This window comes from Acidimicrobiales bacterium, from assembly GCA_041394245.1.
Classification (GTDB): Bacteria; Actinomycetota; Acidimicrobiia; order Acidimicrobiales; family Aldehydirespiratoraceae; genus JAJRXC01.
Genome location: JAWKIR010000002.1, coordinates 2381996 through 2399465, shown reverse-complemented (window position 1 = coordinate 2399465; position 17470 = coordinate 2381996). Strand labels below are relative to the sequence as shown.

The window sequence follows — 17470 nt, the reverse complement described above, 5'->3', positions numbered from 1 at the left end:
AACAGAGTATTCACACGCGAGCGAGGCGAGGCACCTCGGCAGCCGGAACCGCCGGCGACCACAGCCAGCCCTGGGCACGACGACAGCCGAGTTCCAGCAACAACTCGGCCTGCTCCGGGTGTTCGACCCCCTCGGCCACGACATCGAGCCCGAGGCCTCGACTGAGCCAGATGATGGTGCGGACGATCTCGCGATCGGTTTCGTTGGTCACGAGACCTGACACGAACGACCGGTCGATCTTGAGGGTGTCCACCGGCAGATGCTTGAGCCGGGCCAACGAGCTGAAGCCCGTGCCGAAGTCGTCGACGGCCACCTCGACGCCCAGCGAGCGGACCGCGCGCAACGCCTGCACCGCGCTGTCGAGGTCGAGCATGAGCGACCGTTCCGTGATCTCGATGCAGAGCAGACCGGGCGGGATGCCGAGATGGTCGAGTGACTCGCCGATCTGGTCGGCAAGGTCGTTCGACTGCAGCTGGGCGGCCGCGATGTTGACTCGCAGCCTGGTGTCGAAGCCCTCGTCGAGCCAGTCGCGGAGCGTCTCGAGGCTTCGTCGGGTCACGAGCCGACTCAGCTCCGGCGCCAGACCGATCTCCTCCGCGGTGTCGATGAAGCGATAGGCGTCGAGTACGCCCTCGATCGGATGATTCCATCGCACCAACGCCTCGACGCCGACGATCCGGTTGCTGATCAGGTCGTATTCGGGTTGGAACCAGGGCACGAAGTGACCGGCGGCCACGCCACTGCGCAACGCCGTTTCGAGGTGAAGGCGCTCGGACAGCGACTGGCGGCGAGCGTCGTCGAAGAACTCGTACCGGTCGCGGCCCCTCGCCTTCGCGTCGTAGAGGGCGGCATCGGCATGGCGGAGAACGGCCTCGACGTCGTCGATCTCACTCGCCGCCGCGATGCCGATGCTGCATGTGGGGATGACGGTCGTTCCGCTCACCAGGATCGGTTCGCGGATGATCTCGATCAGGCGGCTGGCGGTCGCCGCGAGTTCGAGATCGTCGACGGTGTCGCGGACCATCACCGCGAACTCGTCGCCACCGAAGCGACCGACGAGATCCTCCTCGCGCACCGAAGCCCGGACACGATCCGCGATCGCCACGAGCACGGCGTCGCCGGCGCTGTGCCCCAACGAGTCGTTGACGACCTTGAAGCGATCGACGTCGATCATCAACAACGCGCCACGACGGCCGGAGGCCACGAGACTGGTGAACTCCTCCGCCATCTTGCGCCGATTGGCCAGCCCGGTGAGCGCGTCATGGCGGGCATCGAACTCGAGGCGGCCCCGGCCGGCGACGACATCGATGAACTGACGCATCTGGCCGATCACCTGCTGCAGCAGGGCGATCTCCACCGCTCGCCAGTCACGATCCTCGAGCGCACAGACACCCAGGAGCAGGGCCACGCCCGGAGCCCGGAACGGCACCGCGAGCAGGGAGACCTCCGGGGCGACGATGGTCTCAGCGACCGAGCGGAGCTCCGACGAGAGATGTCGGCTGCGCATCACCACCGGTTCGCCCGTCTCCAGACATCGCTCGAAGTACGACGCGAACTCCGCGTTGCCCTGCTCGATGGCGTCGAGCACGTCGGCTCGGGAGTCGCCCCGCGACCACCAGTGCATCTCTCCCTCACTGGTTCCCACGTACTCGGCGAACGCGATCAGATCGCACCCGAGGACGACGCCCAACTCGCCGAGGACCCAATCGAGCACCGGTCCGTCCTCCTGGACCGTGCGATCGAGGAATCGATGAGCGAGCCGGAGCTGGAGATCGTCGAGTGTCTTGCGATACTCCGCATCGAGTTCCTGCTGCGCGCGCGTGCGCGCCTGGTAGACGAGACCGGCCAGATCGGTCAGGGCGCGGTCCTCTCCTTGCAGCAATGCGTTCTCGGCGGACTCCCCCGTCAGCGTGAGTACCGCGCAGATGTCATCGCCGACGACGGAGGGCACGACCAGCGTCGGGGACGGGCTCTCCACCCCGCAGAACTCGGCAACCTCGTCCGGTCGGATGAGGAAGGGCTCCTTCACCGCACCGGGGCCGGTGACGTCTTCGGGGTCGATCGTGAATCGCTCGGGTGCAGCCGGACGAGACCCGTCCGACCATTCGACCACGTGCGACGAGGCGGGAGCGCCGGGCACCGCCTCGACCCAGCGCACCCGACGAACGCCGAACACTTCGCCGATGCGCTGCAGCGCCGCGGCCACCACCTCTTCGATCGCGCTGGCGGGCGAGTTGATGAATGCCTCGGCGATCTCGGTGCGGCACTGCTCGACCACGCCGCGGCGGACCAGGGCCAGCTCGGCAGCCATCCGAGTCCGGAACTGTCCGAGGAGGCCGACGGTCGACATGACGAGATCACGATGTGCGTCGCGGAACGGACGGTTGTCGGACTTCGCCACGACGAAGAGACCCACGAGCCGACCGTCGGCGTGGCCGGGCACGAGCATCCCGACCGGATGGGAGCCCCTCACCTTGTCGGTGATCGGATCGGACCCGTGCTGACTCCACTCGACCGGCCCCTCGCCGATCCGATCCCATTCCTCATCGGTGAAGCGGACCGACGGTGTCGCGAGTCCGTCGCCATCCGAAGGCCACTCGATGAGGACGTCGGCCGTCTCGTCGCCGCGCTCGTAGGTGGCGACGAGGTCGGCTTCGAGATAGTCGCCGACCGCGATGAACACCTCGGAGAGGAGCCCACGTGCCTCGCTGATGCCGCCCCCGTGGAGGCGCCCACCGATCCGCGTGAGGATCTCGGCGACCTCGACCCGTTCGTGGAGCTCGCGGCGGGACTCGTGATGCCGAATCTGACGCCAGAGGAGCTCACCGCAGAGTTGCAGCGCGGTCCGTGCATCGCTCGAGAACTCGTCCGCGCCCTCTGCGAGTACCGCAACCGCGCCACTGACCTCGTCGGCATCGTTGATCGGCGCAACGAGAAGGACGGGATCGCCGCCGAAGGAGCGCAACATCTGTGCCGTCTCCGCTCCGAACGCCTCGGACCCGAATGCGACGGGCGTCCGACGGGAACGGACCGGCGTGTCGGTCGGGAGGAGATCGGCGTTCATCCGAATGTCCGGATCGGGGAAGTAGCGACCACCCGCCCACATGCATTCGACGCGGGGACCGTCGTCGGCGAACCGGACGACAACGCTCATGAGGGCTCCGAAGCCCTCCGCGATCAGGCGGAGCGCCTCCGCCGATCCCGCCGCACTGTCGACCCCGTCGAACCGGGCGAGGACTTCGCCCACATCGTCGACCACTGCCAGGGGGTCGCGTGGAATCGAGCGCGGGCCGCCCGGTTCGGTGTGGGACGCGTGAGAAGACACGGGGAAGCGATTCCTGGAGCTGGTGGTCCGTTCCGATCGGCTTCGGGCAGCGGGACTTGAGGCCGGGAACCGCACCACCCGACTACGTTGACGGGCGACTCCGGCGCCCGACGCCGACGACGAGGGGGAATCGTGCAACTCGACATCATGTCCGGCTCGATGGAGCTCCACGCGATGCAGCGGCACGCGAAAGCGGTCGAGGACGCGGGATTCGGGACGATGTGGTTGACCGAGTCGGGACGCACCGCCTATCTCTCCGCAGCCGCAGCAGGCCTCGCCACCGACACCCTCGGCATCGGCACCGCCGTCGCGGTGGCGTTCCCGCGGAGCCCGATGATCACCGCATCGATTGCGTGGGAGCTGGCCGACTCGACCGGTGGACGCTTCACGCTCGGTCTCGGCACGCAGGTCAAGGCGCACATCGAACGGCGCTACTCATCGGCGTATGCGCCACCCGGGCCCCGCATGAAGGAGTACGTACAGTCGATCCAGGCGATCTTCCGCGCCTTCCGAGGCGAGGAGGCGCTGTCGTTCGAAGGCGACTTCTACGAGTTCTCGCTCCTTCCCGCCCAGTGGTCACCCGGCCCGATCGATGCCCCCGATCCGAAGATCTTCGTGTCGGCCGTGCTGCCGTGGATGAGCCGAATGGCCGGTGAGGTCTGCGACGGCATCCACATCCATCCGTTCAATTCCGCGGCCTACATCGCGGACCGTCAGCGCCCTCATGTGGAGGAGGGCGCCGACCGGGCCGGTCGGAGTCTGGCTGATGTCACATTCGAGATCCCCGTGATGACACCCGTCGGCGATTCCGACGAGGAGCTGGCCGAGACGCGCGAACACGCCCGACAGATGATCGCGTTCTACGGATCGACCCGGACGTACTCCCCCGTGTTCGAGACCCACGGTTTCGACGGACTGTCGGACCAGCTCCACGCGAAGCAGCGCGAGGGCGACCTCGCCGGGATGGTCGGTCTCATCACCGACGACATTCTCGATCACTACACGGTGTCGGGATCGTGGTCGACCCTCGGGGCCCGGCTGGTCGAGCGCTACCGCGACGTCGCCCCCACGGTGCGGCTCATGACCTACACGGCTTCGAGCCAGCTCAGGAAGCACCCCGACATCCTCGACCGCTGGGCCCAGGTGGCCCGCGACGTGGCCGCCTACTGACGCACGCTCCGAGCTCGACGTCGGTTCCGGGCGTCAGTTCTCGGCGTCGACTGCGTGGGCGCGCAACATCTGCAAGGGGACCACTTCGAGCGCCCGTTCGTGTGTGGCGACGAGCCGCACCGGCGCGGCCGCACCGGCCAGCGCGGCTTCGAGCCAGCGCGCCGCGCAGACACACCATCCGTCTCCCGGCTGCAGACCGGCGAAACCCCATTCGGGCCGCGGGGTCGAGAGATCGTTGCCGGCCGCCTTGGAGAACTCGAGGAATCGCGCGGTGACGGTCGTGCACACCGTGTGCGACCCGATGTCGTCGTCGGAGGTGTTGCAGCAACCATCGCGGAAGAAGCCGGTGACGGGATCGACGCCGCACTCCGCGAGGTCGCCGCCGAGCACATTGCGGGCGGGACGGGAACCTGGCATGCCCCATACAACCACGGCAGTAGATTCGGGCGGGTCACCGTCACCCTGGAGATCGAGGTCGTATGCCCCGTTGGAACCGAGCGCTCGTGACCGGCGCGTCGAGCGGCATCGGCGCGGCGATCGCTCGACAGCTCGCCACCGACGGCACTCGCCTCGTCGTCGTCGCCCGGGACCGCAACCGTCTCGAGGCACTCGCCGCAGAGGCCGGCGTCGACACCGAGGTGCTGGTCGCCGACCTGAGCGACCCAGCCGACGTCGCGATGGTCGCAGCACGGCTGGGCGCGACCGACGAGCCGATCGATCTTCTGGTGAACAACGCCGGCCTGGGGTTCACCGGCCGGTTCGCCGAGCTCGACCCGGCGCGCGAACGCGGGGTCGTCGCCGTCAATGTCGTCGCGCTCCACGAGCTCTCACACGCGGCCGCGGTCGCCATGTCGGCAGCGGGAACGGGCGGGATCCTCAACATCGCGAGCGTCGCCGGCTACCTGCCATCGGCGAGCGGTGCGACCTACGCGGCCACGAAGGCGTTCGTGAACAGCTTCAGCGAGTCGCTCCACCAGGATCTGCGCGACACCGGGGTCGTCGTGACGGTGGCGTGTCCGGGTTACACCCGCACGGAGTTCCATGCTCGGGCCGACATCGACCAGCGCGAGATCCCGAAGTTCCTCTGGCAGGACGCCGAGACGGTTGCGGCCGATGCGTTGGCTGCCGTGGCGGCCGGGAAGGCCCGGGTGGTTCCCGGGGTACTCAACAAGGTCGCCGTCGGGCTCTTGAAGGCGGCGCCGCTGCGACTGCTACGACGCATCAACCGGATCGAGACCGACTGATGGAACTCCGACCAGCCACGACGCGCGATGCCGAAGCGTTGCGGACGATCTACAACCGCGAGGTACTCGAGACGACCCACACCTTCGACCTCGAGCCGCGCACCCTCGAGCAGCAGGTCGAGTGGATCCGAGAACGCGAGGGCGCCCTGGGGGTGGTGGTCGCGGAGATCGATGGCGCCGTCGTGGGGTTCGCGTCGCTGTCGCCGTATCGGCCCCGTCCTGCGTACCGCACCTCGGTCGAGAACAGCGTCTACGTCGCCGAGTCGGCTCGGGGTTCCGGCGTCGGTCGGGCCCTGATGGAGGAACTGATCGACGTTGCGACCGCTCGCGGTTTCCACACGATCATCGCCCGTATCTCGGGCGGCCACGAGGCGAGCATCGGTCTGCACCATGCGTGCGGGTACGAGGTCATCGGGACGGAGCGCGAGGTCGGCCGCAAGTTCGGGAAGTGGCTCGACGTCGTGGTCATGCAGCGCATGCTGGCGTGAGCCAGATGCGCCGACAAGCACGCATGCTGGCGTGAGCCAGATGCGCCGACAAGCACGCATGCTGGCGTGAGCCAGATGCGCCGACAAGCATGCATGCTGGCGTGAGCCAGATGCGCCGGTGGGAAAAATACGAAGACCCGGCGCTGGGCGCCGGGTCTTCGGTCGTGTGGGCCGAGAAGGATTCGAACCTTCGTAGGCGAAAGCCGACGGGTTTACAGCCCGTTCCCTTTGGCCGCTCGGGCACCGACCCTTGGACGAGAAAAGACTATCCGCGGTTCAGACGTCTGCGACCATGGCGGCGCCTGCTCTCGGCTTGACCACCGATCCGACGAGCGGAGCGACCGGTATCGACTCGCCCGCGGCACGGTCACGGAGCTCACTGACGCCGGCCATGACGGCGCAGTACTCGGTGATCCGGTCGACCTCGGCATCGCTGAGCTGGGCGAATCGCAGATAGGCGAGGTGGCGGTTGCCGGTGCGGGAGACCCGGCGAACCGCGGTCGGGCACTCGAAGCGCGACGACGATCCGTCGACCTGCGGCAACGCGAACGCGATCCGGATGGTCTGCCCGATGTCGAACGGGGTCGGTGACACCACGTCGAGTCCGAAGGGCGACACACCCACGATGTCCAGTTCGCCATCGGCGGCGAGCACTTCGAGCTGGTCGGACGAACGGAAGTTCTGGCGAAACTGACGGAGCTTGAGTCCGGACCCGGCCTGCATGGTCATGGCCCACAGCCAGATCCCGATCGAGAGCGACGCCAGCGTCGCGAAGTCCCCGTGCGACGGCCGAAGCAGCCCGGTGCCGAACAGCAACAACGACGACGCCAGCCCCACCTGGAGGACGCCGAAGAGGATCTTGCGGCTGCGACGTCCGGGGGCCGGATCGACCAGGTCGGCATCGAGCGGCCGACCGGGTAGGGCGCGCAGCGCGACGTGGACATCGGTGGCCAGGAGCCGGAGGTCGTTGCTCATCCACGAAGCGAAGCCGATCGGCGCCTGCGCGGCGCGGCGGTAGAGCAGCGAGGAGAGCTGCCACGCTCCCCACAGCACGAGGAGGACGAGCGGATCGGCGACCAGGGGCAGCGACGAGGAGAACATCACGGCGAAGAGCAGGCCGATCAGGACGAGCCGCTGAATGCTCCGGCCGACGAGGAGATCTGCGGTGCGGTACACCCGGCGTCGAAGGCGAGTGGCGTGTTGGTTGCGCCGCGGGGCTTCGTCGTCGACCAGGACGCTGAGCCGCTCGTGGAGGTCGCGGGCCCAACGGTGGAGATGACGGTCGTCGTTCCACGGTGCCAGCCGACGGGCGACGATGACGGGCACGTCGGCGATTCGCCAGCCGGCTGCCTGGAGACGAACACCGGTGGAGAGGGTGACGCCCTGACGGCCGCGGCTCATCCCGTCGATCTCGCGAATGGCACTGCGGCGGACCACGGCCATGCCGGGCCACCACGGCAGCGCGCCGGCTTCGTCGAGCGCGCCGAGCATGAGTTCGTCGCGACGGCGATGCTCGCCGTAGCCACCGAAGTCGACGACACCGAGAGCGTTGGCGTTCTCGACACGGCAGGCGACGACGGCGATCTCGGGGTCGTCGAAGGCCCCGGCCGTCACCTCGAGGATGTCGGGTAGGACGACGACGTCGGCGGGCATCAGGAGCGAGAACAGCGAGGTGCACTCGTCCATCGCCTTGTCGATCAGTACGCCGAGGTCGGCGCCGAACCCGCCCACGATGCGGGTGAGACCGAGGCGCTGGGCGAGCTGGGCAACGTCGGGACGGTCGTCTCGGTCGACGATTCGCAGGTTGTTGTAGCCGGAGATGAGCCGGGCCGACAGCACCGCAGCCCGGACTTCACTCGTGGGTTCATCGGTCACCACGACGATGACGTCGCCGTCGGGAGCAAGGGTCTTGTCCGGGGTGCGCACCTCGGGTCGGGGCTCGCCGAACATCGACGTCTCCATGAACACCCGCAGGAACCCGAAGGCCTCCGCGGCGAGGAGCAGGAAGAACATCACCGGGTTGGCGCCCTGCCACGTGAAGGCCAACCGCCAACCCAGATAGACGGCGCCCGTGACGAGGGCCGTTAGACGCAGTGACGACATGGTCGTCAGGTCGGCATCCGGCGATCGGATGTGAGCGGACGCCACGCGACCCATCGCTTTGGTACGTTCCTCAACATGCCGACGTTCGATGTGGTCTCAGAGGTCGACGAGCAGGAAGTGCGCAACGCCGTCGACCAAGCAGCGCGTGAAGTCGCCCAGCGATTCGATTTCAAGAACACCAACTCCTCGATCGAGTTGGGCGACGGGGCGATCGACATGGCGTCGTTGTCGGAGGATCGACTCGCCGCGCTCCGGCAGGTGCTCGAAGAGAAGCTCGTGAAGCGCAAGGTCAGCCTGAAGGTCCTCGACTACGGCAAGGTCGAGTCGGCGTCGGGCGGAACTGTCCGCCAGACCGCGACCCTGCAGGCGGGTATCAACGCCGACAAGGCCCGAGAGCTCAACAAGTTCATCAAGGCACTCGGCCTCAAGGGCATCCAGTCATCCACCCAGGGCGATCAGCTCAGGGTGTCGGGCAAGAAGCGCGACGACCTCCAAGAGGTGATCGCGAAGCTGAAGGAGGAGGACTTCGGCCTCCCCCTCCAGTTCAACAACTTCCGCGATTAGAGGGCCCGCAGGCGGGCGATACGTTGCTCGGTCGGCGGGTGGGTGCTGAAGAGCTTGCCGAAGCCGCCACCGCCACGGCCGGCCGCCTGGGCCGAGAGCGGATTGATGATGTAGCTGCTCGCCTGGCTGGGGTCGACGTTGCCCGGGATGCGCATCGCGTAGGCGTCGAGCTTCTCCAGTGCCCGGGCCAGCGGCTCGCCGGTGCCGATGAGCCTCGCGGCCGATTCGTCGGCCTGGAACTCCCGGCTGCGGCTCACCGCAGCCTGGATCAGCGCGGCGGCGATCGGCGCGAGGATGGCGAAGGCCAGCTCACCGATCGGGTTGCGGTCGCGTCCGCCCCGGCCGCCGAACATCGCGCCCCACATCGCCATGCGGGCCGCGAAGGTGATCCCCATGCCGACGGCAGCGGCGACCGATCCGATCAGGATGTCGCGGTTGCGGATGTGGGCGAGCTCATGGGCGAGCACGCCGCGCACCTCGTCCCAGCTCATGGCATCGAGCAAGCCGACCGTGACCGCAACCGCTGCGTGGTTGGGATTGCGGCCGGTGGCAAAGGCGTTGGGCTGCGGGTTGGGCGAGACGTAGAGCTTCGGCATCGGCATGCCGGCCGTGCTCGTGAGCTGCTCCATGATCTGGAAGTACTCGGGCATCTGCTCCGGAGTGACCGGCTGGGCCTTGGCCGACGCGATGGCGAGCTTGTCGCTGAACCAGTACGCGCCGCCGGCCATGACGAGGCCGAGAAACAGCCCGACGACGAGGCCACTCTGACCGCCGAGGGCGCCGCCGGCGATGATGACGAGACCGCCGAGCGCGGCGAGCAGTGTGAATGTCTTTGCGGTGTTGACCATGTTGGTCGGATACCTCCTGGTGGCCTTCAACAGTAGATGGACCGACAGAAATTCCAGGTCAAACCCCTGTGTGACACAGTCGACGTCGTGGAATGGTTGAAGGCGTCGCTGCTCTGGGCAATCGCGTGTGCAGCGGGCATGGCCCTCTTTTTCGCTGCGACCGGTGAACCGGCAAGCAGCGGCGCGGCCATCGGGTTCGTCATCGGGGCGTTGGCCGGACCGTACTTCCACTTCAATGAGCGCAGCGACTACGAGGAGGACCGCTCGCTTCGCGAGGCCGTGACGTCGGCCCCGAGCATCCGCGTCCACGGGTGGCTGCGCCACCTCGACAACGGTTCGACCCTCGAGCCTGCGCCCGGGGGTCCGAGGTTCACGAGCCATGGGGTGACGTTGCCCCGCCGCCACGAAGCGATCCGCTGGCGAGACGTAGACCGGGTTGGAACCGACTCCCAGTCCTATCGGGGCGTTCGAACCCAGCGATGGGTCGAGCTCCAGGCCGGCGATGACCAGGCTCGGATCGAATGCATGAAGGAGGATTGGGCCGACATGTTCGCACTCGTGACCGAACTCGTCCGACGGGCTCAAACCTCGCCGATGTCGTCGTAGTAGCCGGAGTGGACGTAGACAGCCTCGACGTCGTGAGCCCGGTACATCTCGAGGTTGGCGATCTCGTCTTCGTACGCGACCCGCACGTCGCCGCCGTGGGCGCGGATCCGCAGCAGCTGCTCTCGCTTCATCTCGTGGGAGGGCCGGAAGTCGTCCTCGGGTCGCAGGATTGCGAGATCGACAGGGAAACCGTGCCGCGTGAGCCACTCGCGGGTCGTCGCGAACATGGGAGCCGGACGTGCCGTGACCACGACGATGCAGTGGTCGGCCGCGAACCGCGTCGCCTCGGCGTGCCCGTATTCGAGCGGAGGGTCGAGGTGGGCGATGGCGCCGAAGCTGTCCCAATCCGGCGGATCGGTGCGGAGATACTGCTGACGATGGGTGGCGTCGGACAGCACACCGTCCATGTCGAAGATCGCGACGGGGAGTTCGAATCCTCGATCGCTGATCCGGAACCAGTTCGAGAAGTTCACTCCTCGTCGCCGGCGGCGGCACCGTCGCGGATGGCGGCGACCACCCCGGGGTCGGCGAGGGTCGTGGTGTCGCCCAGCTCGTGACCATCGGCGACGTCTCGCAGGAGACGGCGCATGATCTTGCCCGAGCGGGTCTTCGGCAGGTCGGGCACGAGGAAGACGGCCTTCGGGCGGGCGGTGGGACCGAGCTTCTTCGCCACGTGTTGACGGATCTCCTCGCCGAGTTCCTTCGACGGCTCGGCCGTGCCCATCAGGATCACGTAGCCGACGATCGCCTGGCCGGTCAGCTCGTCGGTGGCGCCGACGACGGCGGCTTCGGCCACGGCCGGGTGGTCGACGAGCGCACCCTCGACCTCGGCGGTCGAGATCCGATGGCCGGAGACGTTCATCACGTCGTCGACCCGACCCAGGATCCAGATGTCGCCGTCCTCGTCGACGCGAGCGCCGTCGCCTGCGAAGTAGCGCCCCTCGTAGGTCGACCAGTAGGTCTCCCGGTACCGGTCCTGATCACCCCAGATGCCGCGCAGCATCGCCGGCCACGGCTTGGTGAGTGTCAGATAGCCACCGCCGGTGGTCACCGGATTGCCGGCGTCGTCGACGACCTCGGCGTAGACGCCCGGGATCGTGTTGGTCGCAGTACCCGGCTTGGTGGTGGTGACACCGGGGAGCGGCGAGATCATGTGGCCACCGGTCTCGGTCTGCCACCACGTGTCGACGATCGGGCACGATTCGCCGCCGATGTTGCGGTGGTACCACATCCACGCCTCGGGGTTGATCGGCTCACCGACCGTGCCGAGCACCCGCAACGTGGACAGATCCCGCCCGGCCGGCCACTCCTCGCCCCATTTCATGAACGTCCGGATGGCCGTGGGTGCGGTGTAGAGCTGGGTGACGCCGTAGCGCTCGACGATGTCCCACAGTCGGTCCTTCTTCCATGCCGCCCGGTCGCCCTCGCGTTCCTCCGGGCGGGGCGTGTCGGGCGTCCCTTCGTACATCACCGAAGTACAGCCGTTGGCGAGGGGGCCGTAGACGATGTAGCTGTGGCCCGTCACCCAGCCGATGTCGGCGGCGCACCAGTAGACGTCGGTCTCGGGCTTCAGGTCGAACACGTACTTGTGGGTGAACGCGACCTGGGTGAGATAGCCCCCGGTCGTGTGCATGATGCCCTTCGGCTTCGCCGTGGTCCCCGAGGTGTAGAGGAGATACAGGAGCTGCTCGGAGTCCATCGGCTCGGCCGGGCAGCTCGGATCAGCGGCCGCCATGAGTTCGTGCCACCAGTGATCACGGCCCTCGACCATGGTCGGATTCGTGCCGCAGCGATCGACGACGATGACATTCTCGACCGACGGGGCACCGACATCGAGGGCCGCGTCGACGTTGGGCTTCAGCGCCGAGGGCTCACCGCGGCGGTAGCCCGCATCGGCGGTGATGATCAGCCGGGCCTCGGCATCGACACAACGATCGGTGATCGCGTCGGGCGAGAAGCCGCCGAAGATCACCGAGTGCGCCACACCGATCCGGGTGCACGCGAGCATCGCAACCGGCAGCTCGGGGATCATCGGCATGTAGATCGCGATCCGATCTCCGCGTTCCAGACCGAGTCCCTTGAGCACGTTGGCGAAGCGTTCGACGTCGGCCAGCAGCTCGGCGTAGGTGATGGTCCGGGTATCGCCGGGTTCCCCTTCGAAGTGGTACGCGACCTTGTCGCCCCTGCCGGCCGCAACGTGGCGGTCGAGGCAGTTCTCGCTGACATTGAGCTCACCACCGATGAACCAGCGTGCGAACGGGAGCTTCCATTCGAGGATCGTGTCGAAGTCCTTCGACCAGGTGAGCAGCTCGCGTGCCTGGCGGGCCCAGAAGGCCTCGAAGTCGGCGTCGGCCTCGTCGTAGAGGGCACGGTCGTTGGTGAGGGCCGCCGCGGCGAACTCCGGTGCGGGAGGGAAGGTGCGTCCCTCACTCTCGTAGACCTCGATCGAACCGTCCGTCATCGTGTTCGCTCCTCGTGCGCGTCCGTCGGAGCGAGACCTTACCCATTCCCCTCCGATCGGTCGTTCTGAGCGCCGTTCAGTTCGATCTGATCTAGTCTTCGCCGCGACTTCCGATGCCGGCGGGGCGTCGGTTGCAACGGCGGGTCACACCTGGGTGGCCCTCGAGAGGGAGTAGTTACGTGATTCAGGAATTCAAGGACTTCATCAACAAGGGGAACATCGTCGACCTCGCCGTCGCGGTGATCATGGCGGGGGCGTTCGCCCCCATCGTGGGTGCGCTGGTCGACGGTGTCCTCATGCAGATCATCGCCGCGTTGTTCGATCAGCCGAACTTCGATGGTCTCACCATCGATCTCGCGGGCACGCCGCTGTTCTACGGGACCGTCATCACGGCGATCATCAACTTCTTGTTCATTGCGCTCGCGGTCTTCTTCGTGTTGAAGGCCTACAACGCCACGAAGGCGCCGGTGGAGGAGGAAGAGAGCGGTCCGAGCGAGATCGATCTGCTCACCGAGATCCGCGACTCGCTGGCCAACCGCTGATCCCACCCGCCACAACGGTGTCTGACACCGTTGTGGCGGGTCTGTAGCGGGTGTCTGACACCGGTGTGGCGGGTCAGGCGACGAAGATGGTCTCCGTCGTGAAGCTCACGCCGTGGTCGAGCGTCTTGTGGACGGGGCATCGCTGTGCGATGTCGGCGAGTCGTTCGCGCTGTTCGTCGTCGAAGTCGCCCTCGATGAAGATCTCGCTGCGGATCCGGTCGATGTAGCCGGTGGCGTCGTCGTCGCAGTCCCCGCAGTCGTCGGCGTGGACCTTGTCGATCTCGTAGCGAGCCGAGATCGAGTGGAGGGCCCAGTTCTTGCGCTGGCAGTACATCGACACGGTGATGCACGTGCACGCCGCGACGGCCGAGATCAGCAGCTCGTACGGGGTCGGGCCCGTGTCGGTCCCTCCGAGGTCCGAGGGTTCATCGGCGTGCCAGACGTGGTCGCCGGCACGAAGTTCGACGGCGAAGCCGGTGGTGAGGTCTGCGGTGATTGTGGCCATGGGTCGCAGCGTAGGGAACACTGACGCCCATGCCCTCGAACGAGACGCCCGCGGCCACCTACCAACGCTCCGGCCACGTCGCGACGATCACCTACAACCGTCCCGAGAAGCTCAACGCCGTCAACGCAGCGATGCGCGAGGCACTCGACGCGGCATGGACCCGGTTCCGCGAGGACGACGAGGCGTGGGTCGGCATCGTGACCGGCAACGGGAGAGCGTTCTGCGCCGGGGCCGACCTCACCGATGGGAAGGGGTCGACCGGCAACTGGCCGGGTTCGTTCTGGGAATGGCCCACGATCACCACCTTCGAGAGCGGCATGGAGATCTGGAAGCCCACGATCGCGGCCGTGAACGGACCGTGTATCGGCTACGGCCTCACCGCCGTGCTCGCCTGCGATTTCGTACTCGCCAGCGACCGCGCGACCTTCGGCTATCCGGAGGTCAAGATCGGCGTCGCCACCATCGTCGGCGCGCTGCGGTTACCGGACCATGTCGCCATGCCCGACGCGTTGGAGCTCCTGCTCACGGGCGACTCGATCGACGCCGAACGGGCCCGCGACATCGGCCTCGCGTGGCGGGTGTACGAACACGACAATCTCATGGACGAAGCCCACGCGTTGGCCGAACGCCTGTGCCAGGGCGCCCCGCTCGCCGTGCGCGCGACGAACGAGATGGCCCATCGCGGTAGGGGTCTTCCGTGGACCGACGCCGTACGCATGGGCGAAGCGATGCGCCGAGTCGTCGCCCAGTCCGAAGACGCGTCCGAAGGCGGCGCGGCCCGCACCGAGAAGCGCCCGCCGAGATGGCAGGGGCGCTGAGAAGGCGCCCGACAGAGAAAGCGGCGGCGGCCGCTCAGCACTCGGCGCCCGCCGCCGATGAACGCTGTATGGAACGAGAGCAAGCATCGGCGCTCACCCCGACCGAGCGCGTGGAGCTGATCCGTGAGTTGGCCACCCTTCCGGGCGTGACGGGCATCTGCCTCGATCCGACCTTCCGCTCCTGCCCCACCCCGACGGCGATCGCCGAGCTCGGCGTGGTCAGTTCGCCCACGCCGCTCGGCGTCGGCGAGATCAGGGACAATGTCTCGCCGCGCGAGGGTGCTGCCCTCATGGGAGCGATCGGGCGGGCCCGCCGCTGTGGCGCGGCCGAGCTGGAACTGCACACGGGCCTCGAGCAGGTCGGAACGCACATCGCGATCATCGACGTCACCGAGCAGTACGGCGTCTACGTCGGGCTCAGTGGCGACGGCCTGCACGTCCCCGGCTCTCCGGTGTCGACCCCCTCGGTCCGCCCCCGTCGGATCGTGCATCACCGCAACGAGATCGCCGAGCTGATCTGGGTCGATCCACTCACCGAGGCGATGCTGGGTCTCGACCCCTCCGAGATGCTCGGTCGGTCGGCGCTCCACTATGTCCACCCCGACGATCATGGTCGCGGCATCGACGCCTGGCTCTCGATGCTCGCCGGCGAGCCCCCGGTTCGCCACCGCATCCGTTGGGCGACCGGCGACGGTGGCTGGCGATGGGTCGAGGTCACCCACACGGACCGCCTTGCGTCCGACGGTCATGTCGAGTCCGAGATGGTCGACGTCGACGAGGAGATGCGGGCGTTGGCCCGGGCCCGCGAGCGTGAACTGCAGTTCAACACCCTCACGGAGTCGCTGCCGTTGGGTGTGATCCACGTGGCCGCCGGTGGCGAGATCCTCTACATGAACGGGTGGCTCAGCGACTATGCCGACTTCGACCCCACGGCCGAGGTCGGCCAGCGGTTCTGGACCATCCAGGCCGAGGACCGCGAGCAGCTCAACATCGCATTCCGCGCGGCCAGTCACCACGGCGAAGCGACCGATCTCGACGTCCGCGTGACCCGCCGACGACACAACGACGAACGGGTCTGCCGCGTTCGGGTTCGGCCCGTCGCCGACGACTCCGAGGACGGACCGCGCACGGCCATCGCCTCGGTCGAGGACATCACCGACTCGGTGAAGCTCGAGACGCGCCTGCGCCGCAAGGCGATGACCGACGACCTGACGGGACTCGACAACCGGCCGTCGCTCGTGAACCGGCTCCACGACCGGCTGGCCGATGCGGACCGCGAGAACGGCGTCGCCGCCCTCTTCATCGACCTCGACGGCTTCAAGATGATCAATGACGGACTCGGCCACGACGCCGGCGACAACCTGCTCGTCGAGGTCGCCGGCCGACTCTCGCGGGTGCTCCGCCACGACGACCTGCTGGCCCGAATCGGCGGCGACGAGTTCGTCGTGATCATCGCCGACTGCCCGAACCTCGACCACGCGGCCGCTCTGGCCGACCGCATCATCGAGGCGAACGAGGCTCCCTTCGCGATAGACGGCACCGATGCCAAGGTCAGCTGCAGCGTCGGCATCGCCATGGAGCGCGGGTTCGAGCCGATCTCGGCCGAACAACTCCTCACCAACGCCGACCTCGCGATGTACAAGGCCAAGCGGGCCGGTGGATGCCGGTGGGCGGCGTTCGACGACAGCCTGCGCAACCGGATGACACGCACCTTCGAGCTGCAACGGGGAATCCTCGAGTCGATCGAGAACAACGAGTTCAGCCTCTTCCTGCAACCGCTGCGCGATCTCGGGAGCGGCAGGACGGTCGGCGCCGAGTGCCTCGTCCGCTGGTTCCACCCGGTCCACGGGCTCACCGGAACCGACCAGTTCATCGAGATCGCCGAACACTCGGGCCTCATCGTCCCGCTCGGACGGTGGATCCTCGACAGCGCGTGTCGCATCGCGGCTCGAGCCCGTGCGATCGGTCGAGAAGACCTCCGGATCTCCGTCAACGTGTCCGGCCGTCAACTCGCCCACAGCGGATTCATCGACGAGTTCCACGACGCGGTGGGACGCCACGGGATCTCGCCGTCGCAGATGATCCTCGAAGTGACCGAGACCGTCTTCGTCGGCACCGACGGCGACGCCATCGAGATGCTCCGAGCCATCAAGCGTTCGGGCGCGACCATTGCGCTGGACGATTTCGGCACCGGCTACTCGTCACTGAACCAGCTCCGTCTGATGCCCGCCTCGATGATCAAGATCGACGGCTCCTACGTCGGCGATCTCGAGGTCGACTCCGGAACCCGGGCCATCACCCAGGCGCTCGTCGATCTCAGCGGGGAATTGGGGCTCGAACTCATCGCCGAGGGCGTCGAGACGCCCGAACAACTGCGGATGCTCCAGGTGATGGGAGTCGAGCTCGGACAGGGATACCTGCTCGGCCGTCCCGCACAGGAGGAAGAGTTCTTCACCGCGCTCCGGCAGCGACAGATGGCGCAGCTGCCGGCTCTGCCCGCCGATTCCTCCGGCGACGGTCTCGCGCACTGAGCGATCTCTCGCCCTGACGGGTCACACGGCGATCGAGCGGATCGCGACGAGCGCACCGGCAACGTCACGCAGGCTGTCGCCGGCATGGAGGTTGTGATCCATGGCGTCGGCGAGCACCGAACGAGAGTGCTCGAGGGGGGCGCCGGAGAGCTGGGTCACGAGTTCCGAGAGCCGCTCTTGTCGGATGCTGTGGATGGTGCTGCTCATGATGGCTCCTCTGATGAGGTGGGGAGATCGCACTCGCCGGCCGGCGAGGACCACAGCA

Annotated in this window: 16 protein-coding genes and 1 tRNA gene; 8 read left to right on the top strand and 9 right to left on the bottom strand. The window is 67.4% G+C overall.

Annotated elements, in window-relative coordinates:
- Positions 1–10: 10 nt before the first annotated feature.
- Complete coding sequence (locus R2707_11930; GenBank protein MEZ5245801.1) at positions 11–3259, bottom strand: bifunctional diguanylate cyclase/phosphodiesterase; 3249 nt, start codon at positions 3257–3259, stop codon at positions 11–13.
- A gap of 198 nt (positions 3260–3457) precedes the next feature.
- Here R2707_11930 and R2707_11925 point away from each other — a divergent pair, with 198 nt between their 5' ends.
- Complete coding sequence (locus R2707_11925; GenBank protein MEZ5245800.1) at positions 3458–4495, top strand: TIGR03617 family F420-dependent LLM class oxidoreductase; 1038 nt, start codon at positions 3458–3460, stop codon at positions 4493–4495.
- Between the two features lie 33 nt (positions 4496–4528).
- Here the strand turns inward: R2707_11925 and R2707_11920 are convergent, their stop codons facing one another.
- The gene (locus R2707_11920) at positions 4529–4912 is read right to left on the bottom strand and encodes a DUF2237 domain-containing protein (protein MEZ5245799.1); all 384 of its coding nucleotides are present in this window, start codon (positions 4910–4912) and stop codon (positions 4529–4531) included.
- A gap of 62 nt (positions 4913–4974) precedes the next feature.
- On the opposite strand from R2707_11920, the gene R2707_11915 reads away from it, so the two are divergent.
- Entirely contained in the window at positions 4975–5739 is a 765-nt protein-coding gene (locus R2707_11915; protein ID MEZ5245798.1) for an SDR family oxidoreductase, read from the top strand.
- A complete protein-coding gene (locus R2707_11910; protein MEZ5245797.1) occupies positions 5739–6227 on the top strand; it encodes an N-acetyltransferase family protein in 489 nt (162 codons plus the stop codon). Before R2707_11915 ends, R2707_11910 begins: the two co-directional genes overlap by 1 nt.
- 167 nt (positions 6228–6394) lie before the next feature.
- Here R2707_11910 and R2707_11905 read toward each other — a convergent pair.
- Together R2707_11905 and R2707_11900 are read right to left on the bottom strand one after the other, a co-directional pair.
- Positions 6395–6477: transfer RNA gene (locus R2707_11905), tRNA-Tyr, on the bottom strand.
- 26 nt (positions 6478–6503) lie between these two features.
- A complete protein-coding gene (locus R2707_11900) occupies positions 6504–8375 on the bottom strand; it encodes a glycosyltransferase family 2 protein (GenBank protein ID MEZ5245796.1) in 1872 nt (623 codons plus the stop codon).
- 30 nt (positions 8376–8405) lie between these two features.
- Between R2707_11900 and R2707_11895 the strand changes: the two genes are divergently transcribed.
- Complete coding sequence (locus tag R2707_11895) at positions 8406–8894, top strand: YajQ family cyclic di-GMP-binding protein (protein ID MEZ5245795.1); 489 nt, start codon at positions 8406–8408, stop codon at positions 8892–8894.
- Here R2707_11895 and R2707_11890 read toward each other — a convergent pair.
- Complete coding sequence (locus R2707_11890) at positions 8891–9742, bottom strand: zinc metalloprotease HtpX (GenBank protein ID MEZ5245794.1); 852 nt, start codon at positions 9740–9742, stop codon at positions 8891–8893. The two genes, R2707_11895 and R2707_11890, sit on opposite strands and share 4 nt — an antisense overlap.
- A gap of 87 nt (positions 9743–9829) precedes the next feature.
- Between R2707_11890 and R2707_11885 the strand changes: the two genes are divergently transcribed.
- Positions 9830–10348, top strand: a complete 519-nt coding sequence (locus R2707_11885; GenBank protein ID MEZ5245793.1) for a hypothetical protein — start codon at positions 9830–9832, stop codon at positions 10346–10348.
- Here the strand turns inward: R2707_11885 and R2707_11880 are convergent.
- A complete protein-coding gene (locus R2707_11880) occupies positions 10324–10821 on the bottom strand; it encodes a hypothetical protein (GenBank protein ID MEZ5245792.1) in 498 nt (165 codons plus the stop codon). The two genes, R2707_11885 and R2707_11880, sit on opposite strands and share 25 nt — an antisense overlap.
- Complete coding sequence (gene acs / locus R2707_11875) at positions 10818–12809, bottom strand: acetate--CoA ligase (protein MEZ5245791.1); 1992 nt, start codon at positions 12807–12809, stop codon at positions 10818–10820. The genes R2707_11880 and acs overlap by 4 nt, the downstream gene beginning before the upstream one ends.
- Before the next feature lie 179 nt (positions 12810–12988).
- Between acs and mscL the strand changes: the two genes are divergently transcribed.
- Complete coding sequence (gene mscL / locus R2707_11870; GenBank protein MEZ5245790.1) at positions 12989–13351, top strand: large conductance mechanosensitive channel protein MscL; 363 nt, start codon at positions 12989–12991, stop codon at positions 13349–13351.
- Positions 13352–13424: 73 nt separating this feature from the next.
- Here the strand turns inward: mscL and R2707_11865 are convergent, their stop codons facing one another.
- Positions 13425–13856 carry an OsmC family protein gene (locus tag R2707_11865; GenBank protein ID MEZ5245789.1) on the bottom strand — a complete coding sequence of 144 codons (432 nt, stop codon included), beginning with the start codon at positions 13854–13856 and terminating at the stop codon, positions 13425–13427.
- A 29-nt stretch (positions 13857–13885) separates the two neighbouring features.
- On the opposite strand from R2707_11865, the gene R2707_11860 reads away from it, so the two are divergent.
- Positions 13886–14674, top strand: a complete 789-nt coding sequence (locus R2707_11860; protein MEZ5245788.1) for an enoyl-CoA hydratase-related protein — start codon at positions 13886–13888, stop codon at positions 14672–14674.
- Between the two features lie 68 nt (positions 14675–14742).
- Positions 14743–17205, top strand: a complete 2463-nt coding sequence (locus R2707_11855; GenBank protein ID MEZ5245787.1) for an EAL domain-containing protein — start codon at positions 14743–14745, stop codon at positions 17203–17205.
- A gap of 21 nt (positions 17206–17226) precedes the next feature.
- Here the strand turns inward: R2707_11855 and R2707_11850 are convergent, their stop codons facing one another.
- Positions 17227–17412 carry a hypothetical protein gene (locus R2707_11850; protein MEZ5245786.1) on the bottom strand — a complete coding sequence of 62 codons (186 nt, stop codon included), beginning with the start codon at positions 17410–17412 and terminating at the stop codon, positions 17227–17229.
- Positions 17413–17470 lie beyond the last annotated feature (58 nt).